Consider the following 20,891-nt stretch of genomic DNA (forward strand, 5'->3'; position numbering starts at 1 on the left):
GGGCCAGGGTCGTTTGCGCAATTAATGCGACAATGACACTGGCCCCGTTTTTACATTCGAGAGAGACAAATTGAAAAAAATCGTTGCCCTGCTAGCCGCCGCTCTGGCGCTTTCCTGCGCGCCTGCCATGGCGCAGAACGCCGTCCCCAGTGCGGAATCCACCGCCGCCGCCAAGCAGCTGATGGAGGCGATCAACGCGCGCGGCCTGATGCAGGCGTCGATGCAGCAGATGACGGCGCAGATGCCGCAAATGCTGCGCGCCATGAGCGGCGGCATGATTGAAACCCGTGCCAGGGGCATGACCCCGGCCAAGAAGGCCGCAGCCCAGGCCGAGCTGGAAAAAATGATCCCGGCCATGACGGCCTCCCTGCAGAAGTTTTTTGCCGACCCGGCGCTGTTCGATGAACTGGAACGCGAAACCACCGCCATCTACGCCCGCAACTACACGGTCGATGAGATGCGCGAACTGCTGGCCTTCTACCGCAGCCCGATCGGCGCCAAGATGCTGGCCACGATGCCGAAGGTGATGCAGGAATCCATGCAGACCAGCCAGAAAATCATCTTGCCGCGCATGGGGAAAATCGTTGAGGAAATGACCGCCAACCTGGTCAACTAAGGAAAGAACGTGACGAATATCTACAATTTCTCCGCCGGCCCAGCCGTTTTGCCGAAAGAAGTGCTGGCCCAGGCCGCTGCTGAAATGCTGGACTGGAACGGCAGTGGAATGTCCGTCATGGAAATGAGCCATCGCGGCCCGGAGTTCATTTCGATCTACCGCGCCGCCGAGCGCGACCTGCGCGAACTGCTGGCGGTGCCGGACAACTACAAGATCCTGTTCATGCAGGGCGGCGGGCTGTCGCAGAACGCCGTGGTCCCGATGAACCTCGTCGCCGGCGCCGATAGCACCATCGACTTCGTGCAGACCGGCTCCTGGTCCAGCAAATCCATCAAGGAAGCGGCGCGCTACGCCAAGGTGAACGTTGCCGCCAGCGCCAAGGACAACGGCTACACCTTCGTGCCGCCGCAGTCCGAGTGGAAGCTCACGCCCGGCGCGGCCTATCTGCACCTGTGCACCAACGAGACCATAGACGGCGTGGAGATCGACTTCGTGCCCACCGCGCAGGGCGACACCACCCTGGTGGCCGACATGTCCTCGCACATCCTGTCCCGTCCCGTGGACGTGGCCAAGTACGGCCTGATCTTCGGCGGCGCGCAGAAGAACATCGGCCCGGCCGGCGTGACCGTGGTCATCGTGCGCGAGGACCTGCTGGGCAAGGCGCTGCCTTTCTGCCCGTCCGCCTTCGACTTCAAGAACGTGGCCGACAACGAATCGATGTACAACACGCCGCCCACCTATGGCATCTACATTGCCGGCCTGGTGTTCCAGTGGCTGAAAAAACAAGGCGGCGTGGCCGAGATGGAACGCCGCAACAAAGAAAAAGCAGCGCTGCTGTACGCCGCGCTGGATGCGGACGACTTCTACCAGAATCGCGTCCTGCCCCAATACCGCTCGCGCATGAACGTACCGTTCTACCTGCGCGACGAAAGCAAGAATGAAGCATTCCTGGCCGGCGCCAAAGCGCGCGGCCTGCTGCAACTGAAGGGCCACAAGTCCGTCGGCGGTATGCGTGCATCGATCTACAACGCGATGCCTATCGAGGGCGTACAAGCCCTGGTCGATTACCTGAACGAATTTGCGGGCCGCTAAGGCCAAACCCACCCTCTGGCTGCAGAACATGACAGATAAACTGAAACCCCTGCGCGAGCAGATCGACGCGATCGACGCGCAGATCCTCGCCTTACTGAACCAGCGCGCCAAAGTGGCGCAGGAAGTCGGCCACGTGAAGGCCGAAACCAACGCGCCGGTGTTCCGCCCCGAACGCGAAGCCCAGGTGCTGCGCGGCGTGGCCGACCGCAACCCCGGCCCCATGGTCGCCACCGACGTGCAGACCATCTTCCGCGAAATCATGTCCGCTTGCCGCGCGCTGGAAAAGCGCGTCACCGTGGCCTATCTCGGCCCGGTCGGCACCTTCAGCGAACAGGCTGTGTACCAGCAGTTCGGCAGCGCCGTTGAAGGCCTGCCTTGCGCGTCCATCGACGAAGTGTTCCGCGCCACCGAAGCCGGCACCGCCGATTTCGGCGTGGTGCCGGTGGAGAACTCGTCCGAAGGCGCCATCAACCGCACGCTGGACCTGATGCTGGGCACGACCACGCTGATCAGCGGCGAAGTGGCCATCGCCGTGCACCACAGCCTGATGACCAAGACCGGCAATATGGACGGCGTGCAGGTGATCTGCGCGCATTCGCAGGCGCTGGCGCAGTGCCAGGTGTGGCTGAACCAGAACTATCCCAACATCGAACGCCGCGCCGTGGCCTCCAACGCGGAAGCGGCGCGCATGGCCGGCGACGACGCCAGCGTGGCGGCCATCGCCAGCGAAATGGCGGGCACGCAGTACAAGCTGGGCGTGGTCAAAGGCCATATCCAGGACGACCCGCACAACCGCACGCGCTTCGCCGTCATCGGCCATCTGCAAACGCTGCCGTCCGGGAAAGACCACACCTCGCTGGTGCTGGCCGTGCCGAACAAGGCCGGCGCCGTGTACCAGCTGCTCGCGCCGCTGGCCAAGCATGGCGTGTCCATGACCCGTTTCGAATCGCGCCCGGCGCGCATCGGCACCTGGGAGTACTACTTCTACGTTGACGTGGACGGCCATGTGAACGACGCCGCCGTCGGCAAAGCCCTGGCCGAACTGAAAGACCAGGCTGCATTCTTCAAGGTGCTGGGCTCTTACCCGGTCAGCCTTACTTAATTCAATTATTGAGAATCCTATGTCCAAGAATTTCGGTCCTGAATACGTCCGCGCCATCGCCCCATACCAGGCTGGCAAACCCATTTCCGAAGTGGCGCGCGAGTTTGGCCTGGACGAAGCGTCCATCGTCAAACTGGCCTCCAACGAAAACCCGTACGGCGTGCCGGAATCGGCCAAGACCGCGATGGCTGCCGCCGCCGCGGACCTGGGCCGCTACCCGGACGCCAACGGCTTCGAGCTGAAGGCCGCGCTGTCCGAGCGCTACGACGTGCCGGCCGACTGGATCACCCTGGGCAACGGCAGCAACGACATCCTGGAAATCGCCGCCCACGCCTTCGTGGAAAAGGGCCAGGCCATCGTTTATTCGCAGTACTCCTTCGCGGTGTACGCGCTGGCCACGCAAGGCCTGGGCGCGCGCGCCATCGTGGTGCCGGCCAAGGACTACGGCCATTACCTGGACGCCATGGCTGCCGCCATCGACGCGGACACCCGCCTGGTCTTCATCGCCAACCCGAACAACCCCACCGGCACCTTCATCGGCGCCGCCGAAATCGAAGCCTTCCTGAAGAAGGTTCCGGCCAACGTGGTGGTGGTGCTGGACGAGGCCTACAACGAATACCTGTCGCCGGAAAACCAGTACGAGTCCGCAGCGTGGGTCAAGCAGTATCCCAACCTGCTGGTGTCGCGCACCTTCTCCAAGGCTTACGGCCTGGCCGGCCTGCGCGTGGGCTTCGCCATCGCCCAGCCTGCGCTGACGGACCTGATGAACCGCATTCGCCAGCCGTTCAACGTGAACTCGCTGGCGCAAGCGGCCGCCATCGCCGCGCTGAACGACAAGGACTTCCTGGAGCAGGGCGCGCGCAACAACGCCGCCGGCTACCAGCAGTTCGTGGAAGCGTTCCAGCAGATGGGCCTGGAGTACGTGCCGTCCTTTGGCAACTTCGTGCTGGTCAAAGTGGGCAAGGACCTGGCCGCCGGCGCGCGCGTCAACCTGGCGCTGCTCAAGCAGGGCGTGATCGTGCGCCCGGTGGGCAACTACGGCCTGCCCGAGTGGCTGCGCATTTCCATCGGCCTGCCGCAGGAAAACGCCATCCTGATCTCGGCTTTGCAGAAAGCGCTGGCGTCGGACCGTGAATAAGATCGTTATCTTCGGCGTCGGCTTGATAGGCGGTTCGTTTGCGCGGGCGCTGAAACAGGCCGGCGCCGTGCGCAGCATTGTCGGCATGGACCGTTCGCCGGCATCGCTGCAACGTGCGCTGGAGCTGGGCATCATCGACGAAATCGGCGGCGACCTGGCCGTGGCGCTCCAGGACGCGGACCTGGTGCTGCTGGCCGCGCCGGTGGCGCAGACCGCCAACATCCTGGCCGCGCTGCTGCCGCACCTGGGGCCGCGCACCGTGGTCACCGACGCGGGCAGCACCAAGGGCGACGTGGCCGCCGCCGCGCGCGCCGTGCTGGGCGACAAGCTGGGACGCTTCGTGCCCGGCCACCCCATCGCGGGGCGCGAAACGAATGGCCCGGAAGCGGCCATTCCGCATCTGTATCAAGGCAAGAAAGTAGTGCTCACGCCGCTGGCCGAAAACGCCGAAGCGGACGTGGAGCTGGTGGCCGCCGCCTGGCGTGCCTGCGGCGCTGTGATCCATCGCCTCTCGCCGGAAGAACACGACAAGGTGTTCGCCGCCGTCAGCCATTTGCCCCATTTGCTGGCTTACGCACTGGTGGACGACATCGCCCACAAGCCGCACGCCGATCTGCTGTTCCAGTACGCCGCCAGCGGCTTCCGCGACTTCACCCGCATCGCGGGCTCGTCGCCGGAAATGTGGCGCGACATCAGCCTGGCCAACCAGGCCGCGCTGCTGACGGAGCTGGACGCCTATCTGGCACAATTGACCACGCTGCGCGCGCAGCTTGCCGCCGGCAACGGCGCCGCCCTCGAGGCGGTGTACGGCAATGCCCAGCAAGCCCGCCAGCGCTGGATTGCGACGATCGAGGCGGCCGAGGCGCCGCCCGCACAAGACAAAGCTGAGTAAGCAAAAGGACTGGTATGACGCAGCAAAACTATCCCGAACACATCGATCTGGCGACGGTCGCCCACGTTGAAGGCGTGGTGCGCCTGCCGGGTTCGAAATCCATCTCCAACCGCATCCTGCTGCTCGCTGCGCTGGCGGAAGGCGAAACCCGCATCGGCGGCCTGCTCGCGTCGGACGACACGCACGTCATGCTGAACGCCTTACGCGAGCTGGGCGTGCGCTGGGAAGCGCAGCCCACCATGGACGGCTACCCCATGCACACCGTGGCCGGCGGAGGCGGTGTGGGCGGCGTGCACTTTGCGCCCTCGGCCGATCTGTTCATGGGCAACGCCGGCACCGCCATCCGTCCGCTGACGGCCGCGCTGGCCGTGATCGGCGGCGACTACAAGCTGCACGGCGTGCCGCGCATGCACGAGCGCCCGATCGGCGACCTGGTGGACGCGCTGAACGCCATCGGCGCGCAGATTGAATACACGGGCAATCCCGGCTATCCGCCGCTGCACATCCGCAAGGGCAATCTGACGGCGCAGCGCCTGTCGGTGCGCGGCGACGTGTCCAGCCAGTTCCTCACCGCGCTGCTGATGGTGGCGCCGCTGATGGCGCAAGGCCACGCCGTCACCATCGATGTCGTTGGCGAACTGATTTCCAAGCCTTACATCCAGATCACGCTGAACCTGATGCGCCGCTTCGGCGTGACGGTGGAGCAGGACGGCTGGGCGTCCTTCACCGTGCAGGCCGGCCAGCGCTACAAGAGCCCGGGCCTGATCCACGTGGAGGGCGACGCCTCGTCCGCTTCCTACTTCCTGGCGGCGGGCGCCATTGCCGGCGGCCCGGTGCGCGTGGAAGGCGTGGGACGCGATTCCATCCAGGGCGACGTGCGCTTTGCCGAGGCGCTGGAGCAGATGGGCGTGCAGATCACCATGGGCGACAACTGGATCGAAGCCAAGTCCAATGGCCCGCTGAAGGCCGTGGACATGGACTTCAACCATATTCCGGACGCCGCCATGACCATCGCCGTGGCCGCGCTGTATGCGGACGGCACCACCACGCTGCGCAACATCGCCAGCTGGCGCGTGAAGGAAACCGACCGCATCGCCGCCATGGCCACCGAGCTGCGCAAGCTGGGCGCCGTGGTGGTGGAGGGTGCGGATTACCTGAAGGTGACGCCGCCCGCCGCCATCGGTTCCGCCGCCATCGACACCTACGACGACCACCGCATGGCCATGTGCTTCTCGCTGGTCTCGCTGGACGGCGCATTGCGTCGAGGCAATAATGTACGGATTAACGACCCTAAATGCGTGGCCAAGACTTTCCCCGACTATTTCGACGCCTTCGCCGCCATTGCCAAATAAAACATGTCCACCTCCCATATTCCAGTCATCACCATTGACGGCCCCACCGCATCCGGCAAGGGCACCGTCGCACACAAGGTTGCCGACCACCTCGGCTTCCACCTGCTGGACTCGGGCGCGCTCTACCGTTTGACCGCGCTGCAGGCTATCCGCCGCGACACCAGCCTGACGGATGAACACGCGCTGGCCAAGCTGGCCGAGCACCTGAACATCAGTTTTACCGGGGAGGCGGTGTTTTTGTCGCATGAAAACGTCACCGACGCGATCCGGCAGGAAGAGGTGGGCAACACGGCCTCGAAAATCGCCGCTTTCCCCTCGGTGCGCCAGGCGCTGTACGGCCTGCAGCTGGGTTTCCGCAAGACGCCGGGCCTGGTGGCCGACGGGCGCGATATGGGCACGGTGATCTTCCCCGGCGCCCAGTTGAAGGTGTTTTTGACCGCCAGCGTGGAAGCGCGCGCCGAACGCCGATATAAGCAATTGATAGCTAAGGGATTTTCTGCTAATATGGAAGACCTCCTGATGGATTTGAAGGCAAGGGATGACCGGGATACGAACCGGGCCATCGCGCCGCTGGTCCCCGCGGAGGGAGCGCATGTGCTCGATACCTCGCGTATGGCCGTCGATGAGGCGGTGGCGCAGGTGTTGCAGTGGTATGCCGCCGCAGCAAAGTAATTGTTGTGTTTTATTAACCCTAACCCAGTTGAAGCCGCATATCGCGGGCCTTACTGGCTGACCTGGAAGTACTATGTCTAATATGGAAAGTTTCGCAGCCCTCTTTGAGGAATCCCTGTCCCGTCAGGACATGCGTTCCGGCGAAGTGATCTCCGCTGAAGTCGTTCGTCTGGATCACAACTTTGTGATCGTAAACGCCGGCCTGAAATCGGAAGCTTTCATCCCTGTTGAAGAATTCAAGAATGACCAAGGCGAACTGGAAGTCAAAGTAGGCGACTTCGTTTCCGTGGCCATCGAATCGCTGGAAAACGGTTTCGGCGATACCATCCTGTCGCGCGACAAAGCCAAGCGTCTGGCTTCGTGGCTGGCACTGGAAAAAGCAATGGAATCCGGCGAAATCGTCGTCGGTACCGTCAATGGCAAAGTCAAGGGCGGCCTGACCGTTCTGACCAACGGCATCCGCGCGTTCCTGCCAGGTTCGCTGGTGGACACCCGTCCTGTCAAAGACACCACCCCATTCGAAGGCAAGACCCTCGAATTCAAAGTGATCAAACTGGACCGCAAGCGTAACAACGTCGTTCTGTCCCGCCGCGCCGTCATCGAAGCTTCGATGGGCGAAGAGCGTCAGAAACTGATGGAAACGCTGAAAGAAGGCACCGTGGTGACCGGCGTTGTGAAAAACATCACCGACTACGGCGCGTTCGTGGACCTGGGCGGCATCGACGGCCTGCTGCACATCACCGACCTGGCATGGCGTCGTGTGCGTCACCCATCGGAAGTGCTGACCGTTGGCCAAGAGATCACCGCGAAAGTCCTGAAGTACGATCAGGAAAAGAACCGCGTGTCCCTGGGCGTGAAACAGCTGGGCGACGATCCTTGGACCGGTCTGTCCCGTCGTTACCCACAAGGCACCCGCCTGTTCGGTAAAGTAACGAACCTGACCGACTACGGCGCGTTCGTTGAAGTTGAACAAGGCATCGAAGGCCTGGTTCACGTTTCCGAAATGGACTGGACCAACAAGAACGTTGCTCCTAATAAAGTTGTCCAGCTGGGCGACGAAGTAGAAGTGATGGTTCTGGAGATCGACGAAGAGCGTCGCCGTATTTCGCTGGGCATGAAACAGTGCAAAGCAAATCCATGGGATGACTTCGGCGTAACCCACAAGAAGGGCGATAAAGTCCGTGGCGCCATCAAGTCGATCACCGACTTCGGCGTGTTCATCGGTCTGGCTGGCAACATCGACGGCCTGGTGCACCTGTCCGACCTGTCGTGGACCGAGTCCGGCGAAGAAGCCGTGCGCAAGTTCAAGAAAGGCGACGAACTGGAAGCCGTGGTTCTGGCTATCGACGTTGAGCGCGAGCGCGTTTCCCTGGGCGTGAAGCAACTGGAAGGCGACCCATTCAACAACTTCGCAGCCATGAACGACAAAGGTTCGATGGTTAACGGTACCGTTAAATCGGTTGAGCCTAAAGGCGCCGTGATCCAGCTGTCCGAAGAAGTTGAAGGCTACCTGCGTGCATCCGAAATCTCCCGCGACCGCGTGGAAGATGCCGGTACCCACCTGAAGGTTGGCGACGCTGTTGAAGCGCTGGTCATCAACATCGACCGTAAAGCACGTTCGATCCAGCTGTCGATCAAAGCTAAAGACAATGCTGAAACTGCAGAAGCCATGCAGAAGATGGCATCGGTTGACAGCAGCGCCGCTTCGGGCACCACCAGCCTGGGCGCACTGCTGAAGGCCAAGTTCGATAATAAGAACTAAGCAAGAACTAAGACGACAAGTAGATGACCAAGTCCGAGTTGATCAACCGCCTGGCTGAGCGCTATTCTCAGCTGGTGGCCAAGGATGCGGAGTACGCCGTCAAGACGATACTCGATGCAATGACCGGCGCGCTTGCGAGCGGCCAGCGCATCGAGATCCGCGGCTTCGGCAGCTTTGCTTTGAATAGCAGGCCGCCCCGCATCGGCCGCAATCCGAAGTCCGGCGACAAGGTGATGGTGCCCGAAAAACGGGTGCCCCACTTCAAGCCGGGCAAGCAGTTGCGCGAGCGTGTCGACGCGATGGTGGGCCAGCCCATCATCGAGGACTGAAGCGTCTACATGACGGTAGCCGGGGCGGGTGCAAGCCTGTTCCGGCTGATGTAAAAGAGCGGCGTCCCTGGATGCCGTTTTTTTTTGAAACGGGAAGCTGACGAATGAAAATTGTTTCCACTGTTTTTGGTTTTATCCTGTTTGTGCTGTTTTTCGGCTTCGCGCTGAAGAACACCCAGGAAGTGAATCTGGTCCTGTTCCTGAACTACGAATTACGCGGCCCCCTGGTGCTGATGCTGCTCGGCTTCTTTGCCGCCGGCGCCTTCCTCGGCGTGCTCGCGCTCACCCCTACCGTTTTCCGCCACCGGCGCGAAGCGACCAAACAAAAATCCACCATCCAAACGCTGCAAACCTCGGCGCTGCAGGTCAACGCCCAGCCGCAGCCGGACAGTATCAACACGCAGCAATAAGCCTAAGAAAAGTATGGAATTCGAACTCTGGTGGTTATTGGGCATGCCCATTTTCTTCGGCCTGGGCTGGGTCGCCGCGCGGGTGGACATCCGCCAGCTGGTGTCCGAGTCGCGCACGCTGCCGCGCGGCTATTTCAAGGGCCTGAACTTCCTGCTCAACGACCAGCCCGACAAGGCCATCGACGCCTTTATCGAGATCGTGCGCCTGGACCCGGAAACGGCCGATATGCACTTCGCGCTGGGCAATCTGTTCCGCCGCCGCGGCGAGACCGAGCGCGCCATCCGCGTGCACCAGAACCTGCTGTCGCGCCCGGACCTGCCGGCCGAGCAGAAGGCGCACGCCGAATACGAGCTGGGCATGGACTACCTGAAGGCCGGCCTGCTGGACCGCGCCGAGGAAACCTTCAAGCGCCTGGTGGACAGCTCCTACGGCGTGCAGGCGCGCCGCTCGCTGCTGGAGATTTTCCAGCGCGAGAAGGAGTGGCCGCGCGCGATCGAAGTGGCGACCGGCCTGCAGGACGCGGGCGCCGGCGTGCGCCAGAAGGAAATCGCGCAGTTCTACTGCGAAATGGCGCAGGACGCGCTGGTCCACATCCATCCGGAAGAGGCGATGCAGCTGCTGGAGCAGGCCCTGCAGGCCGACCGCACCAGCGTGCGCGCCACCATCCTGGTGGGCGACGCGCAGCTGATGCAGGGCGACGTGGAAGCGGCGCTCAACACCTGGCGCCGCGTGGAGCAGCAAAGCGTGCCGCACGTGGCCCTGGTGGCGCAGCGCCTGATGGACGGCTACAAGAAAGTGGGCCGGGCGCAGGAAGGCGTGTCGCTGCTCAAGTCCTACCTGGAGCAGGCTTCGTCCATCGATTTGCTGGAAGTGGTGTTCAAGGCCGTGATCGAACTGGACGGCGTGAGCGCGGCCAAGCAGCTGGTGAGCGACGAACTGCGCCGCACGCCGACCCTGCTGGGCCTGGACAAGCTGCTGGAAGCGCGCATGATGGACGCGCCGCCCGAGCTGCTGTCCGAGCTGTCCATGGTCAAAGGCCTGGTGCATGGCTACACCCAGAAGCTGGCCCGCTACCAGTGCGGCCATTGCGGCTTCAAGGCGCGCCAGTATTATTGGCACTGCCCGGGCTGCAGCAAGTGGGAATCCTACCCGCCGCGCCGCACGGAAGAACTGAACGTAATGAATTGATGCGCCGGCGGCTTACGCTGCGCTAACCCGCCCTACGATGCCGCCCATGTGCGTGGCCGTAGGGCGGGTTAGGCGCAGCCGTAACCCGCCGATCCGAGCGCACCGCCGACCCTGAGAGACCGCCATGAGTACTTCCGTTACCACCTTCCAAGCCCCCGCGCTCGACAAAGTGCGCATCCTCGTGGTTGGCGACGTCATGCTGGACCGCTACTGGTTCGGCGACGTGAGCCGCATTTCGCCGGAAGCGCCGGTGCCCATCGTGCGCGTGGACAAGCGCGAAGCGCGCCTGGGCGGCGCGGCCAACGTGGCGCGCAACGCGGCCGCGCTGGGCGCGCATGCCGGCCTGCTGGGCGTGGTCGGCGCCGACGAGGCGGGCGACCAGGTGGAGCAGCTGCTGCACAGCGGCGGCATCCACAGCTACCTCAAGCGCGACGAAGCCATCTCCACCATCATCAAGCTGCGCGTGATCGGCCGCCAGCAGCAAATGCTGCGCATCGACTTCGAGGAGCCGCCCAGCGACACCGTGCTGCGCAACAAGCTGATGCAATACAAGGCCCTGCTGGCCGACTACGACGTCATCATCCTGTCCGACTACGCCAAGGGCAGCCTGGTCAACGTGGCCGACATGGTGGCGGCGGGCCGCGCGGCCGGCAAGGTGGTGATGGTCGACCCGAAAGGCGACGACTTCGCGCGCTACGCCGGCGCCACCGTGCTGACCCCGAACAAGTCCGAGTTCCGCCACATAGCCGGCGGCTGGAGCAGCGAGGAGCAGCTCACGGAGAAGGCGCAGAAGCTGCGCAGCGAACTGAAGCTGGACGCGCTGCTGCTGACCCGCTCGGAAGAGGGCATGACGCTGTACACGGCGCAGGAGCGCTTCCACATGCCGGCCGACGCGCGCGAAGTGTTCGACGTGTCCGGCGCGGGCGACACGGTGATCGCCACCATGGCCGCCATGCTGGGCGCGGGCGCGGGCTGGAACGAGGCGGTGCAGACCGCCAACCGCGCCGGCGGCATCGTGGTCGGCAAGCTGGGCACGGCCACCGTCACGCGCGAGGAGCTGTTCCTCTAACGTTGTTTGCCCGGCCCGGGCTGGTTGCCAAATAATACAGGGATGGCTAAGATGTAAACCTTCCCTTTTTGGTACACCGCTATGGACGCTCGCCGCCTCTGCTGTCTGGCCCTGCCGCTGTTGCTGGTTGCCTGCGGCGCGGGCGAGCAATCCCAGCCGGGCAATCCGAGCGCCGGCGCGCGCCTGTCCGCTTCGGGCGCTCCTGCGCCGCAGCACGCGGCGGCCCCCGGCCCGGCCATCAGCTTCAGCGGCTATCTCAGCCAATACACCGTCGCCCCCGCCACGGGCGGCTTCCTCGTCACCGACATCCTCAGCGGCGCCACCCAACTGGTGCCGGCGGACAGCCGCTTGCGTTTTGCCGATACCGCGCTGGCCCTGGACTTGTCCGGCAACGCCGGCCAGGCCTACCGCCTGTATCAGGCCGCCTTCAAGCGCAAGCCGGACCTGGCCGGCCTGGGCTACCACATCGGCACGATGGACAACGGCGCGCCGCTGAACACGGTTGCCGCCAGCTTCGTCACCAGCCAGGAATTCATGAGTTTGTACGGCGCGCCGAACAGCGCCGCTTTCGTCACGCTGCTGTATGCGAACGTGCTGGGCCGCGCACCGGACGCGGCAGGCCTGGCCTACCATGTCGGCAATCTGGACGGCACCGGCCCGCTGGGCGTCCGGCTGAGCCAGGCCGAGGTGCTGGCCCAGTTCTCCGACTCGCCGGAAAACATCGCGCTGCTGGCCAACGCGGTGCGCAACGGCATCGAGTATCTGCCCTTTGGCAGCAGCCTGCCGGCCAATGCCATGGCCGAGTATGCGGGCCAGTATGACGTGACGGTGCGCGGCGCCGACCAGGGCGCCATCGGCATCACCATACAGCCCGACGGCACGATGGCGCTGTTCGGCCACCTGGTGAACCAGGACGCCGGCGGCAGCGGCACTTTGCAGCCGGGCGGCCGCTTCAGCGTGGCGCTGCCCACCACCGCAGGCCAGAGCGTCACGCTGACTGGCAGCCTGAACCTGGCGGCCGGGGTGCTGGCGGGCAGCTGGGTCAACACCAGCACCGGGCAGGCAGGCGTCTTCAGCTGGACCAAGCCGGTGCAGCCGGCGCTGAAATTCCCGCAGGTGCAGGCCATCATCATCCAGCGCTGCGTGCCGTGCCATTCCGCGCGTCCCACCGTGCCCGGATTCAACCCGGCACCGCTGGGCATCCGTTTCGACACCGAAGCCGAGATCCGCGCGCGCTCGACGCAAATCTTTACCTCCACCGTGCAATCGCAATTCATGCCCTGGGCGAATATGACCGGCATGACGCAGGCCGAACGCGACCTGCTCGCCGCCTGGTTCGCCGCGGGCATGCCGCCATGACGGCCGCTGTCGCCGGCAGCGCTGTCCTGGCCCTGGCCATCACGTGCGCAAGCGCGGGCGCCAAGGCGGGCGAGGCCTTGGCGCCGGGTTTCGACTTGCCGGGAGCACAGGGCAGGGTGCAGCTGAGCGCCTATCGCGGCAAGCTGGTCTACCTGGATTTCTGGGCTTCCTGGTGCGGCCCCTGCAAGCGCTCCTTCCCCTGGATGAACGGCCTGCAGCAGCGCCATGGCGGCGCCGGCCTGCAAGTACTGGCCATCAACCTGGACGCCAAGGGCGAAGACGCCGCCGCCTTCCTGTCCCGCGTGCCGGCCGCGTTCACCATCGCCTACGACCCGGCCGGCGCCACCGCGCGCGCCTACGGCATCAAGGGCATGCCCAGCAGCGCGCTGATCGGCCGCGACGGCAAGCTGCTGTGGCTGCAAAGCGGCTTCAACGACAACGACACCGCCGCGCTGGAAGCACGCATCCAGTCCGCGCTGCAACAACCATAAGGAGGCCGGCATGCAAGCACAAATAAGGTGGCGCGGGGCGTGCAGGCTGGCGAGGTGGGCTGCATGGGCCGCGCTGTGCGCCGCAGCCGGACTGGCCACCGGCTGCGCTCCGCTCCAGCCTGTGGCGGCGTGGGAAAAAGGCGCGCTGGCACAGCCCAATATGCGCTTCGACCGCGACCCTGCCGCGTCGCGCTACAGCGCCCACATCTACGACAGCAAGGAAGCCGCCAGCGGCGCGGGCAGCGTGGGCGGCGGCGGCTGCGGGTGCAACTGATGCCGAAGACCGACCTGCCGCCAAGCCAGGCCCTGATGCTGGCTGCGCTCGCACTGCCCGGCCTGGGGCTGGGCTTGCCGAGCGCAGCCGCGCAAACCCTGCCGGACACCGCCACCCTCAGCGTCGACTATCTGCACTACAAGGACGAACAGCCCGGCCTGGACCGCGTGAGCGTGCGCTCGCCTGCGGTGCGCCTGTCGCTGCCGGTGGCCGGCGGCTGGCTGCTGGAAGCGGGCGCCGTCAGCGACCACGTGTCCGGCGCCACGCCGCGCTACCACACCGCCATCTCCGGCGCCTCGCGCATGGACGACCTGCGCCACGCCGCCGACCTGCGCGTCACGCGCTACCTCGCCAACGCCAGCGTCAGCGCCGGCGCCGCCTGGTCCAACGAGAACGACTACCGCTCGCGCGCGCTGTCGCTGGGCGGCACCATCAGCAGCGCGGACCACAACACCACCGGGAGCCTGTCCTTTGGCGTCAGCAACGACACCATTTCCCCGGTCAACCTGCTGGTGACAGGCGAGCGCCGCCACACCGTGGAATGGCTGGCCAGCCTGGAGCAGGTGCTGACCCAGCGCGACATCGTCAAGCTCGACCTGACGCATGCGAAAGGTAAAGGCTACTACTCGGACCCCTACAAATACGTCGACAACCGCCCGCGCAAGCGCGACGTCAACAGCCTGCTGCTGCGCTGGAACCACGCGCTGGGGGACGGCAGCGCCATGCGCACCAGCTACCGCTACTACATGGACAGCTTCGGCACCCGCGCCCACACCCTGGGCGCCGAATACGAGCGCGCGCTGGGCGGCGGCTGGGCCTTGACGCCCTCGCTGCGGCTGAGCACGCAATCGGCGGCGGACTTCTATTTCGACCCGGTGTACGACAAGCGCTTCGGCCCGCCTTTCCCGCCCGGCTACACCTTCGGTTCCACCGCCTTCAGCTCGGCCGACCAGCGCCTGTCCGGCTTCGGCGCCGTCACGGCCGGCCTGCAGGCCGCCTACAGCTTCGGCGACGGCTGGCGCGCGCAGGTGAAGGCCGAGCGTTACTGCCAGAGCACGGGCTGGCGCCGCTTCGGCACCGGCAGCCCCGGCCTGGCGCGCATGGACGCGCAAATCTGGCAGCTGGGCATCAGCAAGCAATGGTGAGCGCTTGAGCGCGCTGTACACCGTGGCTTTCCAGGCCATGGCCAGCCCTTGCCAGCTGCTGCTGCCCGCCGCGAGCGAGGAGGCGGCGCAGGCGCTGGCCGCGCCCGCCATGGCCGAAGTGCGGCGCATCGAAGCGAAGTACTCGCGCTACCGCAGCGACAGTGTGGTGTCCGCCATCAACGGCGCGGCCGGCGGCGCGCCGCTGCCGCTGGACGACGAAACCTTGGCCCTGCTGGCATACGCGGACCAGCTGTACACCCTCAGCGGCGGCCTGTTCGACATCACCACCGGCGTGCTGCGCCGGGCCTGGAACTTCAAGCAGCCGCGCGTGCCGCAGCCGGAGGAGCTGGCGCCGCTGCTGGCCCTCACCGGCTGGCGCAAGGCCGAGCGGGAAGGGAGCAGCCTGCGCCTGCCGCTGGCCGGCATGGAGCTGGATTTCGGCGGCTTCGGCAAGGAATACGCCGCCGACCGCGCCGCCGCGCTGCTGCTGGCGCAAGGCGTGCACTGCGGCTACGTCAACCTGGGCGGCGATCTGCGCGTGCTCGGCCCGCAGCCGGACGGCAGCCCCTGGCGCATCGCCATCCAGCACCCGCGCCAGGAGGACGGCGCCATCGCCGCCATCGATGTCGCCAGCGGCGCGCTGGCCACCTCCGGCGACTACGAGCGCTATTTCGAGCTGGATGGCCGGCGTTACTGCCATATCCTCGACCCCGCCACCGGCTACCCGGTCACGGCGTGGCGCTCGGTCAGCGTGCTGGCGCCGCTCACGGTGGCGGCGGGCGCCAGCGCCACGATTGCCATGCTGAAAGGCCCGCAGGCGCTGGATTTCCTGGCCCAAACAGGCTGCGCCTGGCTGGCGCAGGACGCGGCTGGCGGCCTGCACAGCCATGCGGTTTGATTGATGTACATCAAACAAAGCCGGTCAACTGGCGTCGGCGGCCTCCGTTTACCACGGGCGAGGCGGAATCCCGTTTCGCTACCCACATAACGGAGACAAATATGATGAAGAAACTGTTGATGGCAGTTGCCGCATTGGTTGCGACGATGGGCTTCGCATTTGCACAGGTCGACGTGAACAAGGCCGATGCGGCCGCGCTGGACAGCGTGAAGGGCATCGGCCCGGCCAAGTCGAAAGCGATACTGGACGAGCGCACCAAGGGCGGCCCCTTCAAGGACTGGGCCGACTTTGAAATGCGCGTGAAGGGCGTGGGGGAAAAGAACGCGGTCAAACTGTCCGAAGCCGGCCTGCAAGTGAACGGCAAATCGCGCGACGGCGCAGGCGAAGCCAAGCCCGCCAAGCCGGCCAAGGCCGCGAAGGGCGAGAAGGCGGACAAGACGGCTTCTGCCGCTGCCCCCGCGACCGCCAAATAGCCTCCGGCTGCCGCAGTACCCCCAAAACCCCGCGCTGCGGGGTTTTTTTTATTCCGCCGCCAGGCCGCCATCGTAACTGATGAGGTGGCCCCGCACGATTGAAATGTTGCCAAAAAGCCCAATAAGTAAAAATAAAAATTATTTATTTAACATCGTTACATTTGGTGAAAATGTGCGCGGTGTACAAGGTCTACAGTTGGCTCCGCTTCCTCGCGCGGGCCACACCCCGTCCGTGGAGGCCCATTCCATTTGGTGTTTCCACAATTTGATAAAGGGGTATCGCATGAACATCCGCGCTTTCAAACGCAGGCAAACCGGTCAGGGCATGACCGAGTACATCATCATCGTCGCCATGATTGCCGTGGCCGCCATCGCCGTCACGCAACTGTTCGGCGCCACCGTGCGCAACCAGATGGCCGCCATCTCGAACGAGGTGTCCGGCAACGACGGCACTGCCGCCATCACCGCATCGCAAGCAGCAGCGACCAAGGCCGCCGCCGCCGCCAAGGACGCCAACAAGAACTCGCTGGGCACTTACGGCGACCAAGCCACCACCGGCAAGCAGGGCAGCGCAGGCGGGAGCAACTAAGTCATGAGCCGTTTCGCCTCCAACCCGCTGTCTTCCCTGCCGCGCCGCGCGCGGCAGCGGGGGCAGGCGCTCATCTATGGATTGTTCGTCCTGCTGAGCGGGCTGGTTGCGATGTTCTTCATGTTCAACACCGGGCAGCTGACGGCCGAAAAGGCCAAGCTGGTCAACACCGCCGACGCCGTGGCCTACAGCGCCGCCGTCATGCACGCCCGTGCCTTGAACTTCGATGCCTACACCAACCGCGCGCTGATGGCGAACGAGGTAACGATCGCCCAGATGGTGAGTGTCGATTCCTGGCTTGAATACTCCGCTGAACACGCCACCAGTGCCGATACGGCGATGCTCTGTACAACGAATTACCCTGTTCCCGGTGGCCTGCAGTTGCTGAAGTACACGCCGGCGTGCGGAGTCTTGGCCTATGGCGCAACAGTGATCAACGCCACTGAGAATGTCGTTAGCCCGGTGCTGCAGGTCACCGTGCTTGCGACTGAAACGGCAAAGGTGGCCTTGCAGCTGGCTCAGACCACCATGTATGCCAGTTTCCTGCCGGCTCGCACCCGGCTGATGCAGGAAGTTGCGGATGCCAATTACGTCGGCGATGGCGTGGTGAAGGTCGACCTGATTCCGCTGCTCGACAACTACACGTTGTTCGACGGAAAACCCTTCATAACGCCGAACATCGGCAATGACCGCACCCGCTTCAAGGATGTTGAGCTGAGTGCCGCCTACAAGGACGGTTTCGTCCGAAACCGTTCCTGGAGCGACAGCTCAATCTTGCCCTGCAATCCGGTGCCGCGCGGGAAAGCGAACCGAACCGGCAGCACTCAGCTAATTGGATTCGACGAGTGGCGCGCGCAGGACAGCGCAACGCTGCGGGCGGAGCAATTGCGCTTCCGCTTCGGCATACCGCGTTGCCGCACCGTCGCCAACTACTCGCTGGGTACCGGCCAGCAGTCCGCCCGCAAGAACGGCGGCGGCAGCGACTGGTTCTACAGCGGCGTGCCCAATTTTTTCGACGTCTCCAGCGAAGTGCTGTTGTATTCCCCGGACAGTCCCACTGCCGCAAAACGGGTAGACCCCACGCTACGCTTCGCCATTCGTCTTACGCGCGCTAAAGCGCAGACCATGACCTCCGACGGCCGCTCGCAGATCAAACCCACCGGCCGCCTGGACGTGATGAAAGGCGCGCAGGCGCAGGACGTACTGGCGGCGGTATCGACCTCCGAAGTCTATTTCGACCGCCCGGTGGCGCGCGCGGACGGCAAGAAGGAACTGCCAAGTTTGTTCAATCCTTACTGGCAGGCGCATTTGGGCGACAACTCCGCAGCGACGCTGGCAGCGGCTGCGGCACTGCAGGGCATCAATCCATGACTAGTTCAAAATATTTCATCTGCGGCGGGGTCGCCATGGCAGTAGTCTGCGCAGCGCAGGCCACCACGCCGCAAGAGGACGAGATCTTCAAGGCGCCCATGCCGCACGAGGCCTACGGCAGGGCGGGCGCGCAGGTGCAAGTGCACCGCGCGCGGCTGCACGGCTACTTCAACGGCAAGGAAGGCAACGCCGCGCTGCTGGCGCGGCTCAAGGAGAACGTGCAGGCTTGCGTGACGGATCACCAGCGTACCGGCCAGCCGGTCAATCCGCCCAAGGCTTGGCCGGACTACATGGTGAGCCACCGCGACGACTACTACCTTGCCTTACAGCGCAGCATCCAATATTCGTCCGGCGTTTCCTACCAGGTGAACATCAGCGACTGCAGCCTGCTGTCCAAACCTGTGCGCACGGCCAAGCTGGAGTCGAGCGCGGGTATCTGCCAGATCGACCTGGTGGCGAAGATCGCCAAGGGCAACTGCGGCCCGGATGGCCACGCCGGTGCCCGACCTATGCCGGCCCGTCCTGCAGGTGGGGCGGATGCATTGCAGCGCATGGCGAACGACCCAGCCATGGCGGCGATGGCTGCGCAACTGCGCCAGGTATCGGCCTACGCCGCCAGCAAGACCGCCCAGCGTAAAGACGTGAAGGGCGTCACCTGCGACATTTGGGCGCTGCCCGCTGCTACCGGCGGCGGCAGCGCATGCTACGCATCCGGCGGCTCGTTTAAACCTGCGGTGGGCGCGGCGTCGCGCCAGTTCGGCGGCCTGTTGCTGGAAATGGAGCAACCGGAAGGCTTGAAGCTGAACGCCGCCGACGCCGCCATGGACACGACCGTCAGCGCGGCTGTCTTCACGCCCTATGCAGCCGGTGGCTACAGCTTTACCGGAGGGGGCGGGCAATGACGCGCACGCCATTCTTCGCAGCCCAGCGCGGCCAGGCGCTCACGGAGTTAGTGGTCATGTGCCTGGTGCTCGTGCCACTGTTCCTGTTGATGCCGGTGGTGGCGAAGTACCAGGACATCAGCTACGCCACGCAGATGGCCAGCCGCTACGTGGCCTTTGACGCGATGACGCGCAACGACGGCATGAGTTCATGGAAGCCGGTGTCGCAGCTGGAGGACGAAGTGCGCCGCCGCTACTTCAGCAACTCTGATGCCCCTATCAAGACCGGTGACACGGCGGGCGACTTTAATGCCAACCGCAATCGGTTCTGGAGCGACCAGAACGGCGGTGCGCTGATCAGCAAATTCAGCGACGTGCGGGTGACCTTCGGTGCTGGCGCGGCAGGTGCAGCGCAGTCCGACGGCTACGCTGCAGCCTCAGACGACGCACCATTTTCAATGCCTGTGCCGATCAATGTGCGCGATCAGCTCGAACTGAAAGCGAACGGCGTCTTCACCGCCAACGTTAGCGTCACGCTGGCCAATTTGCCGGCACCCGCCGGCAATCCGGCCGAGACCTACGAGCCGTTCAAGAACATCGGTCTGACTATCAGGCGTGCCACCAGTGTGGCGGTCGATACCTGGACCGCCAGCGGGCCAGGGCAGGTGGAGTCGCGCATCGACCAAACACTGCTTACGCCGGGCAAGGCGCTGCGCCCATTCAACGGCGTCGTGGATGACGCGGTGAAAGTGACAGAAATGACTGGCTGCTTTCCTGGCGCTTGCAATGGAAAAGGCCCAAAGCTGGGCGAACTGGCTTACTGGCGCGACGAAGTACCTGTGGACCGCCTGAAATGATGCGCCGCGCCCTATCCACCGCCGCACTGTCCGTACTGCTGTCGCCGGCTGTGCTGCCTGCAGCTGCGGCCGTCTGGCCGCAGGTGGAGCTGCCACCCGGCGCCGCCATCGTGGACATGGGGGCGCAGGTTGCCGCACAGGGCATGCCGATGCGCATGACGGGTTTTGCGACCAGCGAGTCCCCTGCGGTGCTGGCGGCCTGGTTTCGCAGCCACATGGAAAAGCCGCTGATGGAAAGCAAGGTTGGCAACAAGCTGGTGCTGGGCCGGCCGCGCGGCGACTACTACATCACCATTCAGCTCGAAGGCCTGCCGCAGGGCACGCGCGGCCTGCTGGCTGTAACCGACTTGAAGGCCGCTGCGAGCCAGCGCGGCGCCACGCAGGCGCAACGCGCGCGCTACCTGGCCCAGCTGCCGCAGGGCTCGTCCGTGATCAGCTTCCTCACCTCGAACGAGCGCGGCGTGGCTTCGCTGCTGCTGGCGGTGAACAACAGCTACAGCGAGGACGTGAACCGCGACCGCGTGCGCCAGCTGATGCGGGACGAAGGATTGGAATTCGAACGGGAAGCAAAACCCGAGGAATACGGTGGCCGGCCCCTGCCTGCCGGCGCCGTCAACGGCAGCACCCTGTTCTTCAAGGGACGGGGCAAGGACGCCATGGCCGTGATTTGCCGCGACCGCGAAGGGCGCGTCACCGTGGTGTTGAACACTACTTCGCATATGGAGCAACTGAAATGAAAAAGAACCAGGCAGGCTACACCTCTATGGAATACGCCATCGTTTGCGCCGTGCTGGGCTTCGCCCTGTTCGTGCCGATACAGGACAACCCGGCCAGCCCGGGCAAGGCGCGCACCACCTTCGAGATCGTCAGCGACGGCTTCCAGCTGGCCTACAAGAACATCAGCTACGCCATCTCGCTTCCGTTCTGATC

Annotated in this window: 24 protein-coding genes; all 24 read left to right on the forward strand. The window is 64.6% G+C overall.

The features are described 5' to 3' along the window. Positions 1–70 precede the first annotated feature (70 nt). Positions 71–616, forward strand: coding sequence for a DUF2059 domain-containing protein (locus KT882_RS09115; RefSeq protein ID WP_161072381.1), 546 nt, complete (start codon positions 71–73; stop codon positions 614–616). Positions 617–625: 9 nt separating this feature from the next. Then, positions 626–1,708 carry a 3-phosphoserine/phosphohydroxythreonine transaminase gene (gene serC / locus KT882_RS09120; RefSeq protein ID WP_161072380.1) on the forward strand — a complete coding sequence of 361 codons (1,083 nt, stop codon included), beginning with the start codon at positions 626–628 and terminating at the stop codon, positions 1,706–1,708. A gap of 28 nt (positions 1,709–1,736) precedes the next feature. After that, positions 1,737–2,810 carry a prephenate dehydratase gene (gene pheA, locus KT882_RS09125; protein WP_161072379.1) on the forward strand — a complete coding sequence of 358 codons (1,074 nt, stop codon included), beginning with the start codon at positions 1,737–1,739 and terminating at the stop codon, positions 2,808–2,810. Between the two features lie 19 nt (positions 2,811–2,829). Continuing rightward, positions 2,830–3,948 carry a histidinol-phosphate transaminase gene (gene hisC, locus KT882_RS09130; RefSeq protein WP_228895410.1) on the forward strand — a complete coding sequence of 373 codons (1,119 nt, stop codon included), beginning with the start codon at positions 2,830–2,832 and terminating at the stop codon, positions 3,946–3,948. Beyond that, positions 3,941–4,840: a prephenate dehydrogenase gene (locus KT882_RS09135; RefSeq protein WP_161072377.1), complete on the forward strand. Its 900-nt coding sequence runs from the start codon at positions 3,941–3,943 to the stop codon at positions 4,838–4,840. Before hisC ends, KT882_RS09135 begins: the two co-directional genes overlap by 8 nt. A gap of 14 nt (positions 4,841–4,854) precedes the next feature. Beyond that, positions 4,855–6,192 carry a 3-phosphoshikimate 1-carboxyvinyltransferase gene (gene aroA / locus KT882_RS09140; RefSeq protein ID WP_228895412.1) on the forward strand — a complete coding sequence of 446 codons (1,338 nt, stop codon included), beginning with the start codon at positions 4,855–4,857 and terminating at the stop codon, positions 6,190–6,192. A 3-nt stretch (positions 6,193–6,195) separates the two neighbouring features. Continuing rightward, positions 6,196–6,864: a (d)CMP kinase gene (cmk, locus tag KT882_RS09145; protein WP_161072375.1), complete on the forward strand. Its 669-nt coding sequence runs from the start codon at positions 6,196–6,198 to the stop codon at positions 6,862–6,864. An 82-nt stretch (positions 6,865–6,946) separates the two neighbouring features. Beyond that, complete coding sequence (gene rpsA / locus KT882_RS09150) at positions 6,947–8,626, forward strand: 30S ribosomal protein S1 (RefSeq protein ID WP_161072484.1); 1,680 nt, start codon at positions 6,947–6,949, stop codon at positions 8,624–8,626. 23 nt (positions 8,627–8,649) lie between these two features. Continuing rightward, on the forward strand, positions 8,650–8,955 hold the full coding sequence (locus KT882_RS09155) for an integration host factor subunit beta (RefSeq protein ID WP_050408958.1): 306 nt from the start codon (positions 8,650–8,652) through the stop codon (positions 8,953–8,955). A gap of 104 nt (positions 8,956–9,059) precedes the next feature. Continuing rightward, complete coding sequence (locus KT882_RS09160) at positions 9,060–9,365, forward strand: LapA family protein (RefSeq protein ID WP_107877036.1); 306 nt, start codon at positions 9,060–9,062, stop codon at positions 9,363–9,365. A gap of 13 nt (positions 9,366–9,378) precedes the next feature. After that, positions 9,379–10,554, forward strand: a complete 1,176-nt coding sequence (lapB, locus tag KT882_RS09165) for a lipopolysaccharide assembly protein LapB (RefSeq protein ID WP_228895414.1) — start codon at positions 9,379–9,381, stop codon at positions 10,552–10,554. Positions 10,555–10,678: 124 nt separating this feature from the next. After that, complete coding sequence (gene rfaE1, locus KT882_RS09170) at positions 10,679–11,623, forward strand: D-glycero-beta-D-manno-heptose-7-phosphate kinase (protein ID WP_161072373.1); 945 nt, start codon at positions 10,679–10,681, stop codon at positions 11,621–11,623. An 81-nt stretch (positions 11,624–11,704) separates the two neighbouring features. Next, the gene (locus KT882_RS09175) at positions 11,705–12,982 is read left to right on the forward strand and encodes a DUF4214 domain-containing protein (RefSeq protein WP_161072372.1); all 1,278 of its coding nucleotides are present in this window, start codon (positions 11,705–11,707) and stop codon (positions 12,980–12,982) included. Then, a complete protein-coding gene (locus KT882_RS09180) occupies positions 12,979–13,473 on the forward strand; it encodes a TlpA family protein disulfide reductase (RefSeq protein WP_228895416.1) in 495 nt (164 codons plus the stop codon). Before KT882_RS09175 ends, KT882_RS09180 begins: the two co-directional genes overlap by 4 nt. 10 nt (positions 13,474–13,483) lie before the next feature. Continuing rightward, positions 13,484–13,747: a DUF4266 domain-containing protein gene (locus tag KT882_RS09185; protein ID WP_161072370.1), complete on the forward strand. Its 264-nt coding sequence runs from the start codon at positions 13,484–13,486 to the stop codon at positions 13,745–13,747. Beyond that, the gene (locus KT882_RS09190; RefSeq protein WP_228895418.1) at positions 13,747–14,892 is read left to right on the forward strand and encodes a DUF3570 domain-containing protein; all 1,146 of its coding nucleotides are present in this window, start codon (positions 13,747–13,749) and stop codon (positions 14,890–14,892) included. Before KT882_RS09185 ends, KT882_RS09190 begins: the two co-directional genes overlap by 1 nt. A gap of 4 nt (positions 14,893–14,896) precedes the next feature. Continuing rightward, entirely contained in the window at positions 14,897–15,790 is an 894-nt protein-coding gene (locus KT882_RS09195) for an FAD:protein FMN transferase (protein WP_228895422.1), read from the forward strand. 101 nt (positions 15,791–15,891) lie between these two features. Then, a complete protein-coding gene (locus KT882_RS09200) occupies positions 15,892–16,263 on the forward strand; it encodes a ComEA family DNA-binding protein (protein ID WP_161072369.1) in 372 nt (123 codons plus the stop codon). A gap of 283 nt (positions 16,264–16,546) precedes the next feature. After that, positions 16,547–16,852 (forward strand): hypothetical protein, encoded by a 306-nt coding sequence (locus KT882_RS09205; protein WP_161072368.1) that lies wholly within the window; start codon positions 16,547–16,549, stop codon positions 16,850–16,852. Between the two features lie 3 nt (positions 16,853–16,855). Then, complete coding sequence (locus tag KT882_RS09210) at positions 16,856–18,223, forward strand: pilus assembly protein TadG-related protein (protein WP_228895423.1); 1,368 nt, start codon at positions 16,856–16,858, stop codon at positions 18,221–18,223. Between the two features lie 35 nt (positions 18,224–18,258). Continuing rightward, entirely contained in the window at positions 18,259–19,125 is an 867-nt protein-coding gene (locus KT882_RS09215; RefSeq protein ID WP_228895426.1) for a hypothetical protein, read from the forward strand. Continuing rightward, positions 19,122–19,961: a hypothetical protein gene (locus tag KT882_RS09220; protein WP_228895427.1), complete on the forward strand. Its 840-nt coding sequence runs from the start codon at positions 19,122–19,124 to the stop codon at positions 19,959–19,961. The genes KT882_RS09215 and KT882_RS09220 overlap by 4 nt, the downstream gene beginning before the upstream one ends. Continuing rightward, positions 19,958–20,698 carry a hypothetical protein gene (locus KT882_RS09225; RefSeq protein WP_161072364.1) on the forward strand — a complete coding sequence of 247 codons (741 nt, stop codon included), beginning with the start codon at positions 19,958–19,960 and terminating at the stop codon, positions 20,696–20,698. Before KT882_RS09220 ends, KT882_RS09225 begins: the two co-directional genes overlap by 4 nt. Continuing rightward, positions 20,695–20,889: a hypothetical protein gene (locus KT882_RS09230; RefSeq protein WP_161072363.1), complete on the forward strand. Its 195-nt coding sequence runs from the start codon at positions 20,695–20,697 to the stop codon at positions 20,887–20,889. Before KT882_RS09225 ends, KT882_RS09230 begins: the two co-directional genes overlap by 4 nt. Positions 20,890–20,891 lie beyond the last annotated feature (2 nt).

This window comes from Pseudoduganella aquatica, assembly GCF_020865585.1.
Taxonomy (GTDB): domain Bacteria; phylum Pseudomonadota; class Gammaproteobacteria; order Burkholderiales; family Burkholderiaceae_D; genus Rugamonas; species Rugamonas aquatica_A.